Here is a 16,194-nt window from a genome sequence, read left to right on the forward strand (position 1 = left end):
CGCCGCTCATCGGTGCCCGCGCACCCCGCGCCTCACCGGCTCACCCGGTGTGGGTCGAGAACATGCCGCCCGTCGGCCCCTGCTTGTCGCCGCCCTGGGCCTTCTTCAGGGCGTTGGCGAGGCTTTCGATGGTGAGCGACTGGAGGATCACCCGGCCGCTGCCCTCCAGGGTGGCCAGGGACAGGCCCTCGCCGCCGAAAACGGCGTTCATGATGCCCTGCCGGTTGAGGCCGCCGACGCGCTGGACGCCGTACTCGATGCCCTCCTCGAAGGCCACCACACAACCGGTGTCGACCTCGATACGGCCGCCGAAGTCGGCCGGATCGAGGTCGATGAAGTTACCCGCGCCGGCGATGATCACCGTGCCGTGACCGGTGAACTTCTCCAGGACGAAACCCTCGCCGCCGCTCCTGCCGGTCCGCCCGCCGGCGAAGGCGATGCCGAACTCGACGGTGGACTCGGCGGCCACGAAGGCGTCCTTCTCGGCGAACCACGCGCGCGTGCCGTTCAGCTCCAGGGCGCGCATCTCGCCCGGGAGCACGCCCGCGAAACCGACCGTGCCCTCGCCGCCCTGGGCGGTGAAGTACTGGAACGCGAGCGACTCGCCCGCGATCATGCGCTGGCCCACCTGCATGGCGGTACCCATGGCCTGGCGCAGCATGCCGCCCATGCCGGCGCCCGAGCCGTTCTGTTGTTGTCCGCCGCCGCCGGAGGGTCCGGACAGCCGCGTCTCCATGGTCACGTTCGTCGTCTTGAACAGGAACTTCCCGGCCTCGCAGTACACGGTCTGGCCGGGGTGCAGGTTGACGACCGCCATCTGCATGGCGTTGCCGACGATCTCTTGCTGAAGGGTCACACGCACAGAACGCGGGAGGGGGACGGAAGAGTTCCGGCAGGCGCCGGCGGGGTGCGCGGGGGCGACGCGCGGGCGCCCCGGTGCCGTCCGGCCGGGGGCGCCCCGCGCGCGTGCGCGCAAGGCGCTGATGTCGCCGCGCCCCGCGCGCGGGGCGGGGATCAGCCGCCCAGCTCCTGGTGGCGGGCGGCGAGGCCGCTCGCGCCCTGCTCGGTGAGGGAGCCGAACAGGCGCAGCCGGGAGATGCCGCCGTCGGGGAAGATGTCGATCCGCGCGTGCGTGCCCGCCACCGGCTCGGGCAGGACGAAGCGGTGGCCGGTGTCGGGCTGGAGGCGGGTGCGCGGGAGGATCTCCGTCCAGTCGCCGTCCTCGCCGTCCCGCACGGACACCGACGCCCAGCCGGCGCTGTTGCCCTTCAGGTAGGCGGTGTCGATCTCGACCGCCCGGATCAGGGACTGGGCGGCGAGCCGGTAGCGGATCCAGTCGTTGCCCCGGTCGCGGCGGCGGCGGGTCTCCCAGCCGTCGTCCATCTTGCGGGAACGGCCCGGCTGGATGGTGTTGGTGGCCGGGGAGTAGAAGCGGTCGGAGGCGTCCTCGACCCGGCCACCGTTCTCCAGGGCGACCACGTCGAAGGTGCCGAGGGCCGCCAGCCACTCCGGGTCCGGGACGACCTCGCCGTACACGCGCAGGCGGGCGATGCCGCCGTCGGGGTGCTGGTTGATCCGCAGGTGCGTGAAGCGCTGCTCGGCGGCGACCTCGAAGCCGTTCGCCGCGTGGCCGCCCACCGGGGTGCGCGGCACGAGGGTCGTCCACTTCACGTCGTCGCCCAGCAGCTCCTCCGGGGCCGGCGAGCCCGGTACGGAGGTGCCCTCGACGGAGACGGCCTGCGGATGGTTGCCGCGGAAGTGGGCGGTGTCGACGACGATCCCGCGGATCACCCCGGGCGCGCCGAGACGGACCAGCGCCCAGTCGTGGTCCTCGGCGGCCGGCCAGGGGTGCGCGGTGGAGACACCGCGGCGGCGGCGGGTCTCCCAGCCGTCCATGATCTTGCCCTTGTGGCCGAAGTGCTCGGGGTCGAACTCGGCGCGCCCGGGCACCAGCAGGTTCTCCCGCTCGGCGAAGAACTCGTCGTTGGCGGCGATGACACCGGCCCCGAGCCGGCGGTCGGCGAGGTCGGCGTGGTGGGTGAAGGGGAAGTCGGCGGTGCGGTAGTCCGCGTACGGGTCGCCGCCTCCGTAGGGGTTCGCGTCGCCGGTGAAGCGGGCCGGGGAGGAGTGGTGCAGCGCCGTCACGGTGATCAGGGGTTCCTTTCGGGGGTCGGCGAGGTGCGGGAGCGGGGGTGGCACGCGGGGCGGCTCATCGGGGGCGTGCGAGCAGGGTGCCCCTCGGCTCGGTGAACGCGCCGTCGGCGACGACGCGCTCACCGCGCAGCCAGGTGGACCTGACGACGCCGTACAGCGTCCTGCCGGCGTAGGCGGTGACCCGGTTGCGGTGCTGGAGGCCGGCCGGGTCGACGGTGAAGGTCTCGTCGGGGTCGAGGACGGCGAAGTCGGCGTCGCGGCCGGGCGCGATGGCGCCCTTGCGCACGTCCAGGCCGGCCAGGGCGGCGGTCCGGGTGGACATCCAGCGGACGACGTCCTCCATGGTGTGGCCGCGCCTGCGGGCCTCCGTCCACACGGCGGAGAGGCTGAGCTGGAGGCCGGAGATGCCGCCCCAGGCGGTGGCGAAGTCGGCGGTCTTCAGGTCGGCGGTGGACGGCGAGTGGTCGGTGACCACGCAGTCGATGGTGCCGTCGGCGAGCGCCTCCCAGAGCAGGTCCTGGTTGGCGGCCTCGCGGATGGGCGGGCAGCACTTGAACTCACTGGCACCGTCGGGGACTTCCTCGGCGGTGAGGGTGAGGTAGTGCGGGCAGGTCTCCACGGTGAGGCGGACGCCCTCGGCGCGGGCGGCGCGGATCAACGGCAGCGCGTCGCCGGAGGACAGGTGCAGGACGTGCACGCGCGCGTCCAGCCGCCGGGCCTGGCCTATCAGGGCGGCGACGGCCGTGTCCTCGGCGTCGCGCGGACGGGAGGCGAGGAAGTCGGCGTAGCGGGGGCCGCCGTGCTGCGGGGCGGCGGCCAGGTGGTGCGGGTCCTCGGCGTGCACGATCAGCAGCCCGTCGAAGCCCGCGATCTCCGCCAGGGACCGGGCGAGCTGGGCCTGGTCGAGGTGCGGGAACTCGTCCACGCCGGACGGGGACAGGAACGCCTTGAAGCCGAAGACGCCGGCGTCGTGCAGCGGGCGCAGGTCCTTGACGTTGCCGGGCAGGGCGCCGCCCCAGAAGCCGACGTCGATGTGGGCCTTGTCCCGGGCCACGGCCTGCTTGGTGCGCAGGTGGTCGACGGTGGTGGTCGGGGGCAGTGAGTTGAGCGGCATGTCGATCAGGGTGGTGATGCCGCCGGCCGCCGCCGCGCGGGTGGCCGTCCAGAAGCCCTCCCACTCGGTGCGGCCCGGGTCGTTGACGTGCACGTGGGTGTCGACCAGTCCGGGCAGCAGGACGTGGTCGCCGAGGTCCTCCAGCCGGGCCGTGGCCGGGACCCCGGTGTCGTACGGCAGGACGGCCGTGATCGTGCCGGCGGAGACGGTGACCGTGGCGGCCCGCGTCCCCTCCGGGGTGATGACGCGCGTCGAGCGCAGCACCAGTTCAGCGTCGGACACCCGAACCCCTCTCTGTACCCGCCGTTCTACATCCGGGAAACGGGATGTACACCTACACAACGGACTTCAACGTTCTGTTGAAGGAGTCTTCACTCCCGCTTCCCCGCCGTCAAGAGGCACACTTCTGGACAGCGGGCGACCGCCATCCGCCCTGGACGATTCCACAAAGCGGAATTAAGATTCCAGCAAGCAGAACGTAGCTACGCACAACCGGGCAGTCAACCGGCCGCCGGGTAGGCTTCTGCCCTCCCGTCAGTCCCGAAAGGAACGCGCCGTGCCGACGTCCAGCGCCAGCACCACCGACTCCGCCAAGCCCTCCGCCGCCGGCGGGGTGCAGTCCCTGGAGCGTGCCTTCGACCTGCTCGAGCGGATGGCGGACGCGGGCGGCGAGGTCGGCCTGAGCGAGCTGTCCGCGGCCAGCGGGCTGCCGCTGCCGACCATCCACCGCCTGATGCGCACGCTGGTCGCCTGCGGCTACGTACGGCAGCAGGCCAACCGGCGCTACGCACTGGGCCCCCGGCTGATCCGGCTCGGCGAGTCCGCGTCCCGCCTGCTGGGCACCTGGGCGCGGCCCTACCTGGCCCGGCTGGTCGAGGAGACCGGCGAGACCGCGAACATGGCGCTTCTCGACGGCGACGAGATCGTGTACGTCGCACAGGTGCCGTCGAAGCACTCGATGCGGATGTTCACGGAGGTCGGCCGGCGGGTGCTCCCCCACTCGACCGGGGTGGGCAAGGCGCTGCTGGCCGGGGTGCCGGACGACGAGGTGCGGGCCCTGTTGGCCCGTACCGGCATGCCCGCGGCCACCGACAGGACCATCACCACGCCGGAGGGCTTTCTCGCGGCACTGGAGGAGGTACGACGGGCGGGATACGCCGTCGACGACAGCGAGCAGGAGATCGGGGTGCGGTGCCTGGCGGTGTCCGTGCCGCAGTCCCCGACGGCCGCGGCCATCTCGATCTCCGGGCCGGCGGGACGGGTCACCGAGGCGGCGACGGACAAGATCGTGCCGGTGCTCCAGCAGGTCGCCGTCGAACTGTCCCAGGCACTGGCGAGTTCGGGCGCCTAGGCCCTCTCGTTCGGATCATGCCGGGCTCGCGGGCCCTGGCACCGCTTCCTGATCCGGCCTGATCCGAACGAAGGTTCCCGGGGCTTCGGGCGCGGGGCCGGGGACGGAAACCCCGGGCCCCCAGGTCGCCCAGCCGTCCGCGCCCGGCGGCCGGGTCCGGGGACCGGCGTTCTCACGTTCCCGGTGCGTCCCCACGCCCTCGACGGCGCGTTCTTGGCGCTGTCACGTCCTCGGTGGGCCGCCGAACAGGTCCACCGCGTCGCGGACCTCCCTCAGCCCCCGGGACAGGGCGCTGACCGAGCCGATCGCCGCGGCGACCAGTAACAGGGAGCTGCGCAGGCGCGGGATCTCGGGCGAGCCGCCGCAGGCCATCGCCGCCAGCGCCGCGAGTTCGTCCTCGGCTATGGCCCGGTCGGGAAAATCCGCCGGATGCGCGGCGAGTTCGCGGCGCAGCCGGGACACCGCGGTCCGCAGTCCCGCCACCCTCGGGTCCTCGTCGCTGCCGGTCACCGGCCTCTGCCCCAAGCTCCGCAACACAGCCCTCCCCCTGCCACGCCGTCGTGCGCGGGCCAGTAAACGCCACCCCGTGCGGGAGCGCCACAGCGCGGACCGAAATTCAGCCCTACGGAATCCGCGCCGGAAAACCCGGCCGGTTCCGTCCCTGTCGGGTATGCAGGACCCATGACGGAGAACCACGATCCGCGGACGGACGTCGCCGGTCTGCTGCTCGCCGCCGGTGGCGGCAGCCGGCTCGGCGGACGGCCCAAGGCACTGCTGGCGCACCGGGGGCGGCCCCTGGTCGAGCACGCGGCCGGGGTGCTGCGGGCGGCCGGATGCGGACGGATCCACGTCGTGCTGGGCGCCCGCGCGGACGAGGTGAGACGGCGTGCCGGGCTGGCCGGCTGCGTGCTCGTGGACAACCCGGACTGGGCCGAGGGCATGGGGTCGTCCCTGCGCGCGGGCCTGGCCTCGCTCGCCGGTACGGGGGTGCGCGCGGCGCTGGTGAGCCTGGTGGACCAGCCCGGTATCGGACCCGCCGCGGCGGCCCGGGTGCTCGGCGCCTACGAGGACGGGACCTCGCTGGCCGCGGCCTCCTACGACGGGGTGCGCGGGCATCCGGTGCTGTTCGGCGCGGCCCACTGGGCGGGCATCGCGCGGACGGCCACCGGGGACCGCGGGGCGCGGGCCTACCTGAAGGCGCACGAGGACCGGATACGGCTCGTGGAGTGCGCGGACGTGGCCGAACCGTACGACATCGACACCGAGGCCGACCTGGGCCACCTGGAGTGAGCGGGGTGGCACCGTGCGCCACCTTGCCTCGACCGGGAGAATCTCGACATCAACAAACCATTGAAGTTCCACGATGAGGAAATTAGTATCCACTGATCAGAAGCGTCCGACCGCACCATGGGCGCCCACAGTCCTGTTCGTGCCCCTTGGCACGAGGTGCCACCGCTGAAGGAAGTGACAGCTCATGTCCGCACCAGCGCCGTCCCCGCTGGCCATCGTCGACGCCGAGCCCCTGCCCCGGCAGGAAGAGGTCCTCACGGACGCCGCGCTCGCCTTCGTGGCGGAGCTGCACCGGCGGTTCACCCCGCGCCGTGACGAACTCCTGGCCCGCCGGCCCGGGCGCCGCGCCGAGATCGCCCGCACCTGCACGCTCGACTTCCTGCCCGAGACGGCCGCGATCCGCGCGGACGACTCCTGGAAGGTCGCCCCGGCCCCCGCCGCGCTGAACGACCGGCGCGTCGAGATCACCGGGCCCACCGACCGCAAGATGACCATCAACGCGCTCAACTCGGGGGCGAAGGTCTGGCTGGCCGACTTCGAGGACGCCTCCGCGCCGACCTGGGAGAACGTGGTCCTCGGCCAGCTCAACCTGAGCGACGCCTACACCCGGAACATCGACTTCACCGACGAGCGCACCGGCAAGTCGTACGCCCTGCGCCCGGCCGCGGAACTGGCGACCGTCGTCATGCGCCCGCGCGGCTGGCACCTCGACGAGCGGCACCTCGTCGACGCCGACGACCGCCAGGTGCCGGGCGCCCTGGTCGACTTCGGGCTGTACTTCTTCCACAACGCGCAGCGCCTGCTCGACCTCGGCAAGGGCCCGTACTTCTACCTGCCGAAGACGGAGTCGCACCTGGAGGCCCGGCTCTGGAACGACGTGTTCGTCTTCGCGCAGGACCACGTCGGCATCCCGCAGGGCACCGTCCGCGCCACCGTGCTGATCGAGACGATCACGGCCGCGTACGAGATGGAGGAGATCCTCTACGAACTGCGCGACCACGCCTCGGGGCTCAACGCCGGCCGCTGGGACTACCTGTTCTCCATCGTGAAGAACTTCCGTGACGGCGGCGCGAAGTTCGTCCTCCCGGACCGCAACGCGGTCACGATGACCGCCCCGTTCATGCGGGCGTACACCGAACTCCTCGTCCGCACCTGCCACAAGCGCGGCGCGCACGCCATCGGCGGCATGGCCGCGTTCATCCCGTCCCGCAGGGACGCGGAGGTCAACAGGGTCGCCTTCGAGAAGGTCCGCGCCGACAAGGACCGTGAGGCGAACGACGGTTTCGACGGTTCCTGGGTCGCCCACCCCGACCTGGTGCCGATCGCCATGGAGTCCTTCGACAGGGTCCTCGGCGACCGGCCGAACCAGAAGGACCGGCTCCGCGAGGACGTGCACGTCGACGCCGCCGACCTCATCGCCGTCGACTCGCTCGACGCCAGGCCGACGTACGCGGGCCTGGTGAACGCCGTCCAGGTCGGCATCCGGTACATCGAGGCCTGGCTGCGCGGTCTCGGCGCGGTCGCCATCTTCGGCCTCATGGAGGACGCGGCCACCGCCGAGATCTCCCGCTCCCAGATCTGGCAGTGGATCAACGCGGGCGTCGAGTTCGAGAACGGCGTCAAGGCCACGCCGGAGCTGGCCCGCAAGGTGGCCGCCGAGGAACTCGACGCCATCCGCGAGGAGACGGGCGCGGAGGCGTTCGCGGCCGGACACTGGCAGGAGGCGCACGACCTGCTGCTGCAGGTCGCCCTGGACGAGGACTACGCCGACTTCCTCACCCTGCCGGCGTACGAGCGGCTGCGGTAGCCGGTCCCGGCCTTCCGGCTCACCGAGGACGCACCGTCCCGTCCTCCTCCGTCCCCGCCCTGCCGTGCAGGTCGGGGACCCACTTCAGCCAGTCCGGGCGGCCCGCCTGCGTCCTCGCGGCGCGGGCGGCCTCCTCGGCGGCGAGTTCCGCACGGCTCGGGAAGTCGGTGGGCAGCCACTCGGCGGAGAGCCGGACGCGGGCCAGGAGGTAGCCGACGTAGGCGTCGCGGACGTCGTCGGGGGTGGCGAACCCGGCGTCCTCGGCCAGCCACGCGTCCGGCACCTCGGCGACGATCCCGCGCAGCAGTTCCTCGGTGACGCGGGGCGCCAGTTCCACGTCGGCGGCGCGCACGTCGGGGCCGTACTGGCCGAGGGCGTGGTGCCGGAAGTCGTACGCCCTGCCCGGGGCCGTGGTGTCCCAGCGGTGGTGGAAGACGAGGGCGGCGCCGTGGTCGATGAGCCACAGCCGCGGGGGCGCGGTGCCGAACGTCGGCCAGACCATCAGGTTGGAGCTGTGCACCGTACGGTCGACGTTGGCGGTCAGGGCGTCGAGCCACACGATCCGGCCGGCCTCCAGCGGATCCACCGGGAAGAGCCGCGCGATCTCCGGGGTGAGGTCCCGGGCGCCCGGCAAATAGTCCATGCCGAGGTTGACGCCCGCGCTGGCACTGTGCAGCTCGCGCACCTCCTGGTGCGGCTCGGCGGCGGCGATGGCGGGGTCGAAGCGGACGAGGACCAGCTCCGGGAAGCGCAGGCCGAGCGCGCGGGCGAGTTCTCCCACGATGACCTCGGCGACCAGCGCCTTGTGCCCCTGCGCCGCACCGGTGAACTTGACGACGTAGGTGCCGAGGTCGTCGGCCTCGACGACGCCGGGGACGGAGCCGCCTGAGCGGAGGGGGGCGACATATCGGGTGGCGGTGACCTCTCTCAACATCTTCCACGACCCCATCGCTCATTCGCCTCGCGTTCCCCGGCGACTCTCCTGCGGTGCCCTTCGGGGGCACGTCCCCGATCAGCCCTGGGGAGCAAGCGGGGGGTTTCGGCCGGCACGCTGGTCTCCCCGTCTCCCCAGCGGTCCGTCCAGGGCGGTGCGCCCCATGCCTCCGGCCTCCGGCATGAAGTGAGCATAGTAACCGCGTGTGACAGCCGGGGAGGAGCGTCTCGCCGCCCCGCTCGGCTTCCGGGGTGCGGTCTGTCAGGCCGCGAGCACCCGTTCCGATCCACGCACGGCTATGCCGCCGCCCGGACGCCGATCGAGTCCAGGGCGGCGGTCACCGTCGCTCGCAGCGTCGCGGCGTCCGCGCCGGCGCGGGAGCGCAGGTTGACGCCGTAGGCGAGCAGCGTCAGCAGATCGCCCTGCGCTCCCTCCAGCAGCACCACGAGGCCATCACCGCCCGCGGCGCCCGCCTGGTGGCCGTCTCCCCGCAGATCCCCGACGAGTCCCTCACCCTGAGCGAGAAGCACGACCTCGCCTTCGACGTGCTCAGCGACATCGGCTCCGACACCGCCAAGCAGTACGGCCTCGCCTTCGACCTCCCCGACGACCTCGCCGCCGTCTACGACAAGCTCGGCTTCGACCTCCAGCGCGTCAACGGCGGCCACCCGCGCACCCTCCCGCTGCCCGCCACCTACGTCATCGACCGCGACGGCACCATCCGCTGGGCCTTCGTCGACACCGACTACACCACCCGCGCCGAACCGGCCGACATCATCGCCGCCCTCGACGCGCTGAACTGAGCCGGGGCGGAGCCGTTGCCGTCGGTGACCGGATGATCTGCCGCGCCTACGGGAATCATCCGCGGACGAACGGGGCCGGCTCGGCCGGGCGCAGGCGCAGGCGCGGAGAGAGTGACGGCCGAGGAGGGGTGCAGCGGGCGGCGGTCACCCGTCGGCGGACTCCATGACCCAGCCGCGCCGGATCGTCCACACCCTGCCCTCCGACGTGGCGCCGCGCATCCCGTCCAGCACGCCCGGTCCCGCGGCGGTTACCAGGCGCGTGTCCCCCGCGGCCGCGAAGCCGAACGTGCGGCGCGGGTCCCAGCCGGTGCTGTGCCGGAGCCGACGGCTCAGCTGGGCCCAGCCGACGGGCGCCGCGGCCACCACCCAGGCGTCCGGCTCCGGGTCGGTCAGCCTGCGGGCCTGGCGCAGCCACGAGGCGGCGTCCTCCGGCCAGTCGACGACCGCGGCGAGCTGCCCGCCGCGTTCCTGCCAGGCGTCGGCGAACGCCGCGGCGGCAGCCCTCGACGCGGCGTCCCGGCCGTGCCCCAGGGCGACACTGCCGCCACGGACTCCGCAGGCTTCCAGCAGTGCCAGCACGCGCTCGAGTTCGCGGCCGGTGTGCGGCCGGGGAGCGGTCCAGGGCCCGTATCCGGCGAGCACGGCCGGGTCCAGCCGGGGTGAGGGCTCGCTCATGACGGCTCCCCCTTCCGCCATGCCCGGTGGCGAAGGGGCAGGCAGACCGCGCACGGCCGGTACCCCGCGGCGAGGGCGGTGGCCTCGTCCGCGAAGAACACACGGTGGCGCACGTAGTTCCCGCGAGTGATGTGCCGCAGAGCGGACGGGCAGTCCAGTCGTCCGTAGATGCGTCCGCGCCGGTAGCCACCGAACCGGCCGGGCACGTCGCTGCGGTACGGCCGGCCGTCGCCACCGGTCAGCGTGTACCCGCGAGCGGCCGCCGCCGCGGGGGCCGTGTCGTCGAGCCGTCGTCTGTCCACGGAGGCACTGTGCATCATTCCGGGCGGCCGTACCAGCGGTATTCGGACGTCGACCGCGCCGCCGCCGGCACGGTTCGTCCCCCCGGGCGGCTCGGTGTCAGCCGGTGCGCAGGGGGTTCGGCAGGGGCAGATAGCGGGCGTCCGCGCCGGCCGCGCCGGTCCAGCGCAGCAGCAGGTTGGTCTTGCCCGGCAGGGTGGGCGCGGTCAGCAGGGCGGGGATCTCGGGCAGATGGTGCCGGGCGAGTGCGCGGCGGACGGCGGGCCACGGGTCGAGGCCGGGGTGGTGGTCGGCGAGGGCGCCGGCGATCTCGGTGAGGTGGTTGACGACCAGGCAGTACACCAGCCGTTCCCAGCCGGCGGCGCGGGACACGTCCGGCAGCAGCTTGGCGCCCTCGGCGTCCCGGAACAGGGCCTGCACGGGCGTACCGGACGCGTCGACGGCGACGAGGGTGTTCTGCAGGTGGGCCTCGAGGACGACCCCGTGGTCACCGAAGGCGGTCAGGGCGGGCGGGAGGACCTGCCGCAGGTACGCCTCCCACCAGCCGGCCGGGTCGGCGGTGGCGGCCAGCGGACTGCCGTCGAAGCCCTCGGCGAGGGCGGCGGCGAGCAGCGGGGTGGCGCCCGGCACGAGGTGGTCGCACAGCCCGTCCCGGACCAGCACGGCCAGCTCCTCGAAGGCGAAGGCGGCGGTGCGGTAGCCGCGGTCGCTGAGCCAGGCCGCGGGCGGGCCCATCGCCGCGAAGGCGCGCCCGGCGGCACTGTCGGTACGGCGGAGCCCGAGCAGGTCGTGGCGCCACAGCCGGCGGATGTCGTTGGTGATGCGCACGTCCAGGCTGAACTTCAGGAACAGGTCGCGGCCCGGCTCGTACACCGTTCTGACCGCCGCCGTGGGCCAGGCGTGGAACGCGCTCGTGCCGAGCCGCAGCAGACGGCCGTCGGCGAGGGCGGGGGCGAGGTCGCGGGCGACCAGGTCGAGCTGCCAGGGGTGGGCGGGCAGCAGCCGGTAGCCGGGCGGGGCCGTGCCGAGGGCGTCCAGGGCGGTCGTGTCGCCCTCCTCGGCCACCTGGTCCTCGCGGACGCCGAGCAGCACCAGCGGGAAGCGGGCGTGCGCCTCGGGGGCGTACGGCAGCCAGGACGCGGCCGGGCCGCCGCCGCGTGCCTTGGGCGCCGGGTGGTGGGGATGGCCGGTGAGCAGGGACTGCTCCGATCGCAGATACGGGTCTTCGGGGGGCGTGGCCCGTTCGCGGGCGGTGAGCAGGGCGGCGACGGTGTCCCTGCTGTCGATCATCTCGGCGGGCAGGTCGCCGCCGGGCAGTCCCGTGTGCCGGCGCAGCTCCTCGGCGACCAGTTTGACCAGCTCCGGATGGCCGATCCGGCGCCAGACCCCGGCCGTGCGCACCTCGGGGTCGGCGGGGCGCCGCCCGGCCCGCACCCGCAGCAGCCGTCCGCCCGGCAGCCGGTGGACGCGCCGCTCCCCGGCGTACGCGAGCGGTTCGGCCACCTCCCGCAGGAGGCAGTTGAGCAGAGGCGCTGCGGCGTACGCGTCGGCGCGGCGGCCGGTCTCACCGGCGGAGGGTGTGAGGTCCACGCGTTCTCTTCGTCCGTCGTCGTCCGTCGTCGTCCGTGTCCATGTCCGGCGTCCGTCGTCCGGAGGGGCCCGCGGCCGTCCCCGCGCACGCCGGGACGTCCTCCGGGAGCCGGTCGCGATCAGTATGGCTGTCGTCCCCGACAATCGTGCCGTGCCCCGCGTACCCGAGGAGCCGCCCGTGGACCGTCCCCCGACCGCCGAGACCGAGGTCGCCGACGAGCTGGCCGCCGTCCGGCCCGGCCTGCTGCCCCGGTACGCGGCCGAGCTGCCGGGTGCCCGCGCCGCCGTGCTGACCCGCCTGTGGCGGGCGCTGGTCCATGAGCCGCTGCCGTGGCTCACCCGCCGGACGCCCGGGCCGCACGGCCTCGCCCTGCGCCTCGCCGACGGCCGCACGCTGCACGGCCCGCACGCGGACCCGTACGCCACGGGGGCGTACGTCACGGCGGTCCGCCTCGGCCGGGAGCGGTACGCGGACCCGGCGCGTCTGATGACCGCCCTCGGGGTGCCGCACGCGTCCTCCTTCGCGGCCGAACTGGCCCACAGCGTGGCCTCGCTGGCGCTGTCCCGGGCCGGTGCGGATCACCCGAAGGAGTGGCCGGCGCACGACTGGGAGTGGGAGCAGCGGGTCGTCGACGGGCATCCGTTCCACCCCAACTGCCGTGCGCGGCCCGGGTTCTCGGTGGCGGACCAGCTGGCGTACGGCCCGGAGCACGGGCCGGTGGTGGAGCTGGGGACGGTGCCCGTGCCGGCGGACCGGTGTCTGGTGACCGGTGACTGGCCCGCCGAACTGCGCGACGGCGCACGGCTGCTGGTGCCGGTGCACCCGTGGCAGGCCGCGCATGCGCTCCGGCGGCCGTACGACCCCTGGCGCCCGGCCCGTCCGCTGATGTCCCTGCGCACGCTGGCGCTCCCGGGCGGTCCGCATGTGAAGACCGCGCTCAGTGCCCGGCTGACGTCGTCGGTGCGGGACATCTCCGCGTACTCGGTGGAGGCCGCCGCGGTGCTGTCGTCCCTCGGCGAGGAACTGGCGGCGCGTACGGACGGTCTGCTGCACGTGACCCGGACCCTCGGCGCGATCACCGCCGGCTCGCCCGCGCTGGCGGCACTGCTGCGCGAGTCACCCGAGGTGTACACGAACCCGGGCGAACGCGTGCTCCCGGTGGCCGCGCTCGCCGGCACGTCCCTGCCCGGTGATCCCGCCTGGCTGGCCGCGTTCACCCGGCTGGCGCTCACGGTGGGTCTCGGGCTGCTCGACCTCGGGGTCGCGCTGGAGGCCCACGGGCAGAACCTCCTGGTGATCCTCGCCGCCGACGGCAGTCCCCGGCGGCTGGTCTACCGGGACCTCGCCGACATCCGCATCAGCCCCGCCCGGCTGGCCCGCCACGGCGTCCCGGCGCCGGACCTGACCGGCCGGCTGATCACGGACGACGCGACCACCCTGCGCCGCAAGCTGTTCGGCTCCCTGGTGGCCGGGGCGCTGGCGGGCACGGCGGGTTCGGGACCGGCTCTGGCCTCGGCCCTGACGGCGGCCCTGCCCGGCCTGCCGCACACCCCGGACCTCGCGGCCCTGCGTGACGACCCACTGCCCGCGAAGGCGCTGACACTGATGCGTCTCTCGCCCGGCCGCACCGGGGACATCTGGGCGGCCCTGCCCCCGCCCCGCTCGACGACGTTCCCGGCGCCGAGCTGATTTTGCGTCATATTGAGTGGCGGAAAACCGCGTTGGCCTCACGCCCATCGCCCGGCGGTGTACCCCTGAGGTGCCAGCCCGGACACGAGAACCCCGAGAGCCGCAGATGACTGACGTCGACCGCAGTGACAGCCTGATGTCGCCGATCCAGCCCGAACAGCTGGACCCGGGCGCCGTGATCGCGCAATCGCTGGACAACCAGTGGGTCCCCGCACAGCTCACCAGGAAGATGATCGAGCACGGCCGCTCCCTGGACCAGGTGGGCCGACAGCGCATCCGGGAGGTCCGGGCCGAGTACTTCCGCAGCCTCATCAACGCCAGCCAGGTCGTCATCAACCGGGCCTACTTCTACAACAACGACGCGATCAGCCGCGACCTCGCGGAGGAGGGGGAGGCCCGCGCGGCACACCGCAGGCTCCTCGCCTCCGGAGCCATCGTCCCCTTCCTCCTGAACGAACGGCATCCGGCCGAGGAACCGCCCGCCCATCTCCACGTGCGGCGCGACGGGTTCAGCGCCTGGCAGGAGACACTGGCGGGCATGGCCGCCAGTGACCGGGTGCGCTGTGTGCGCATGTCCTGGGACGACTCCCCCGGCGACCAGGAGAACCGCGACCGCACCATGATCCGGCTGTACCAGCCGTTCACGGAGAAGGTCCAGGGACTCACCGCCAAGGACATCGACGTCCTCGCCGCCCAGGTCGGAGTGGCCCGCGAGGACGCGGACCGGTTCGGCGAACGGCTCGGCGAGGTGGTCGGCTTCAGCAACAGCCGCCGCGTGCGCAGGCAGCAGGTCGTCCGCAACACCCTGTACGAGGAGTTCGTGTCCGTCCCCGGGACGAACGTCGCCGAGGGCAGGTACGACCGCGACAAGCCGTTCGCCGCGGAGATAAAGCAGCTGCTGGACCTGATCTACAACGTCAACCTGGCCGACGCGCTGGGGCGTTATCCCCTCACCCCGGTCGGCAGCCTGCGGCGGGTGGTGCTCCAGGAGGCCCGCGAGGCGAGGGCCGCCACCGTCGGCGTCGTCCAGGATCCGGAGCAGCTGCTGACGTTCCTGCGGCGGCAGTCCTTCGCCGCGGTCCAGGACCGGCTGACGCCCCGGGCGGTGAACGACCTGACCCTGCACGACATCTGGCGGCTGCGGCAGAGTTCCGTCTGGAACGCCTACATCGAGGCGTTCGGCGCGCTGACCGCCGCTCCGGAGGCGTTCCACGAAGGCGCCGGACAGGTCTTCGACTGTTACGTCCGGCTCAACTCGGAGATTTTGAAGCTGGCGCGGGAGCGCCGGCAGGCCCGGGCGGCCGCCTGGCGTCCGGTCGTCGAGGTCGTCGTCACCGTGGGCGCGGCCGTGTTCACGGCGGTCAGCGGCAACGATCTCTGGGAGGTGGCCGGTTCGGTGGTGCCGCTGACCGTGAGCGGTTCACTGACCGGCTCGGTGCAACTGGTGCTGCGCAACCGCCTGGCCGGACGGCAGGAGCAGCGGTTCGCCCGCGAGATCGCCACCGTACGGCTGGCCAGTGAACGAGAATGGGCTCAGTTCCACGACCTGGTACAGCGTCTGCCCGGCTACCGGGACACGGGCGGCCCGGCCCCGGGTGGCACCGCGTCGACGACCACCCAGGACAACGAAGACCTGCCCGAATACTGACCCGGAGTACGCCTTGCCCAGTCTGCCGAGCCCCCGATGAACCGGTACGAGGCCCTGCGCCGAGAGGTACCGGAGTGGTTCCGCGACGATCCCGGGGGGATCCGCATCCTCACCGACCCGGCGCTGATCCGCGACGCCCGGCGCCGGATGACCACCGTTCGGCCGGGCGGGGACGGCGGGCCGCTCGGGGTCCTGTGGGCACGGCTGCGGGCAGCGCTCCGGCCGGTCCCGGCCGGTGTGGTGTCGGCCGGACGTTACCTGTGGTATCTGCGCGACCCGGTGCGCTTCCCCGACGGCCGCCTCGGCCTGTACGACCGGATCGTGCCGCCCCCGGGTTCGTCGCCCGGCGTGGTGGTCCTGCCGCTGGCCGGCCCCGAGAAGAGGGTGGTGCTGATCGAGCACCACCGTCACGCGACCCGGAGCCGGCACTGGGAGGTGGTGCGCGGCTTCGGGGATCCGGGGGCCACGCCCGAGCAGAACGTCGCCCGGGAGCTGCGGGAGGAGATCTCCGCCACGGCGACGGCGGTGATCCCGCTGGGTGAACTGCATCCGGACACCGGGCTGCTGGGCCACAAGGTCGCCCTGTACGCGGCGTGGGTGGACGGCGTCGGGGAGGTCGAGCAGGGCGAGGCCATCCGCCGGGCGATCACGGTGACACCGGCCGAGGCGGAGGAGATGGTGGCCGACGGGCGGATCACCGACGGCTTCACCGTCGCCGCGCTGTACCGGGCCCGTCTGTCGGGGGTGTTCGGGACGGGGGCGCCGGGCGGCGGAGCGTGAGCGCGGCCGGGCAACGGACGCCCGGCGTTTTGGAGTCCGGCCGGTCTGATCAATAGGA

15 protein-coding genes and 1 pseudogene are annotated in these 16,194 nt (G+C 73.4%); 7 read left to right on the forward strand and 9 right to left on the reverse strand.

Going from position 1 to position 16,194, the window contains the following annotated elements; all coding sequences use genetic code 11:
* Nucleotides 1-40: 40 nt before the first annotated feature.
* From ACF1BE_RS31680 to allB, 3 genes are all read right to left on the reverse strand, one after another.
* Nucleotides 41-856, reverse strand: coding sequence for an AIM24 family protein (locus ACF1BE_RS31680; protein ID WP_392202442.1), 816 nt, complete (start codon nucleotides 854-856; stop codon nucleotides 41-43).
* A gap of 158 nt (nucleotides 857-1,014) precedes the next feature.
* A complete protein-coding gene (gene alc, locus ACF1BE_RS31685) occupies nucleotides 1,015-2,145 on the reverse strand; it encodes an allantoicase (protein ID WP_392202479.1) in 1,131 nt (376 codons plus the stop codon).
* Nucleotides 2,146-2,209: 64 nt separating this feature from the next.
* Nucleotides 2,210-3,550 (reverse strand): allantoinase AllB, encoded by a 1,341-nt coding sequence (allB, locus tag ACF1BE_RS31690; protein ID WP_392202443.1) that lies wholly within the window; start codon nucleotides 3,548-3,550, stop codon nucleotides 2,210-2,212.
* A 274-nt stretch (nucleotides 3,551-3,824) separates the two neighbouring features.
* Between allB and ACF1BE_RS31695 the strand changes: the two genes are divergently transcribed.
* Nucleotides 3,825-4,619, forward strand: a complete 795-nt coding sequence (locus ACF1BE_RS31695) for an IclR family transcriptional regulator (RefSeq protein WP_392202444.1) — start codon at nucleotides 3,825-3,827, stop codon at nucleotides 4,617-4,619.
* 222 nt (nucleotides 4,620-4,841) lie between these two features.
* Here ACF1BE_RS31695 and ACF1BE_RS31700 read toward each other — a convergent pair whose 3' ends face one another.
* Nucleotides 4,842-5,129: a DUF5955 family protein gene (locus tag ACF1BE_RS31700; protein ID WP_392202445.1), complete on the reverse strand. Its 288-nt coding sequence runs from the start codon at nucleotides 5,127-5,129 to the stop codon at nucleotides 4,842-4,844.
* Between the two features lie 171 nt (nucleotides 5,130-5,300).
* On the opposite strand from ACF1BE_RS31700, the gene ACF1BE_RS31705 reads away from it, so the two are divergent.
* Together ACF1BE_RS31705 and aceB are read left to right on the forward strand one after the other, a co-directional pair.
* Entirely contained in the window at nucleotides 5,301-5,909 is a 609-nt protein-coding gene (locus ACF1BE_RS31705; protein WP_392202446.1) for an NTP transferase domain-containing protein, read from the forward strand.
* A gap of 184 nt (nucleotides 5,910-6,093) precedes the next feature.
* Complete coding sequence (gene aceB / locus ACF1BE_RS31710; RefSeq protein ID WP_392202447.1) at nucleotides 6,094-7,716, forward strand: malate synthase A; 1,623 nt, start codon at nucleotides 6,094-6,096, stop codon at nucleotides 7,714-7,716.
* A 19-nt stretch (nucleotides 7,717-7,735) separates the two neighbouring features.
* Here aceB and ACF1BE_RS31715 read toward each other — a convergent pair whose 3' ends face one another.
* The gene (locus tag ACF1BE_RS31715; protein ID WP_392202448.1) at nucleotides 7,736-8,650 is read right to left on the reverse strand and encodes a HipA family kinase; all 915 of its coding nucleotides are present in this window, start codon (nucleotides 8,648-8,650) and stop codon (nucleotides 7,736-7,738) included.
* Nucleotides 8,651-8,946: 296 nt separating this feature from the next.
* On the reverse strand, nucleotides 8,947-9,096 hold the full coding sequence (locus ACF1BE_RS31720) for a hypothetical protein (RefSeq protein WP_392202483.1): 150 nt from the start codon (nucleotides 9,094-9,096) through the stop codon (nucleotides 8,947-8,949).
* On the opposite strand from ACF1BE_RS31720, the pseudogene ACF1BE_RS31725 reads away from it, so the two are divergent.
* Nucleotides 9,067-9,453, forward strand: a pseudogene (locus ACF1BE_RS31725) (peroxiredoxin-like family protein); the annotation flags it as partial. The gene ACF1BE_RS31720 and the pseudogene ACF1BE_RS31725 sit on opposite strands and share 30 nt — an antisense overlap.
* A gap of 144 nt (nucleotides 9,454-9,597) precedes the next feature.
* Here the strand turns inward: ACF1BE_RS31725 and ACF1BE_RS31730 are convergent.
* From ACF1BE_RS31730 to ACF1BE_RS31740, 3 genes are all read right to left on the reverse strand, one after another.
* Complete coding sequence (locus tag ACF1BE_RS31730; RefSeq protein WP_392202449.1) at nucleotides 9,598-10,128, reverse strand: ABC transporter substrate-binding protein; 531 nt, start codon at nucleotides 10,126-10,128, stop codon at nucleotides 9,598-9,600.
* The gene (locus ACF1BE_RS31735; protein WP_392202450.1) at nucleotides 10,125-10,430 is read right to left on the reverse strand and encodes an Ada metal-binding domain-containing protein; all 306 of its coding nucleotides are present in this window, start codon (nucleotides 10,428-10,430) and stop codon (nucleotides 10,125-10,127) included. The genes ACF1BE_RS31730 and ACF1BE_RS31735 overlap by 4 nt, the downstream gene beginning before the upstream one ends.
* A 97-nt stretch (nucleotides 10,431-10,527) precedes the next feature.
* Nucleotides 10,528-12,018 carry an IucA/IucC family protein gene (locus ACF1BE_RS31740; RefSeq protein WP_392202451.1) on the reverse strand — a complete coding sequence of 497 codons (1,491 nt, stop codon included), beginning with the start codon at nucleotides 12,016-12,018 and terminating at the stop codon, nucleotides 10,528-10,530.
* 178 nt (nucleotides 12,019-12,196) lie between these two features.
* Here ACF1BE_RS31740 and ACF1BE_RS31745 point away from each other — a divergent pair, with 178 nt between their 5' ends.
* The 3 genes from ACF1BE_RS31745 (at nucleotide 12,197) to ACF1BE_RS31755 (ending at nucleotide 16,136) form a co-directional block, all read left to right on the forward strand.
* Nucleotides 12,197-13,708, forward strand: a complete 1,512-nt coding sequence (locus tag ACF1BE_RS31745; RefSeq protein ID WP_392202480.1) for an IucA/IucC family protein — start codon at nucleotides 12,197-12,199, stop codon at nucleotides 13,706-13,708.
* Between the two features lie 106 nt (nucleotides 13,709-13,814).
* A complete protein-coding gene (locus ACF1BE_RS31750; RefSeq protein WP_392202452.1) occupies nucleotides 13,815-15,356 on the forward strand; it encodes a hypothetical protein in 1,542 nt (513 codons plus the stop codon).
* Between the two features lie 36 nt (nucleotides 15,357-15,392).
* The gene (locus tag ACF1BE_RS31755; RefSeq protein ID WP_392202453.1) at nucleotides 15,393-16,136 is read left to right on the forward strand and encodes an NUDIX hydrolase; all 744 of its coding nucleotides are present in this window, start codon (nucleotides 15,393-15,395) and stop codon (nucleotides 16,134-16,136) included.
* Nucleotides 16,137-16,194 lie beyond the last annotated feature (58 nt).

Origin of the sequence: Streptomyces sp. NPDC014991, from assembly GCF_043080665.1 — a bacterium.
Classification (GTDB): Bacteria; Actinomycetota; Actinomycetes; order Streptomycetales; family Streptomycetaceae; genus Streptomyces.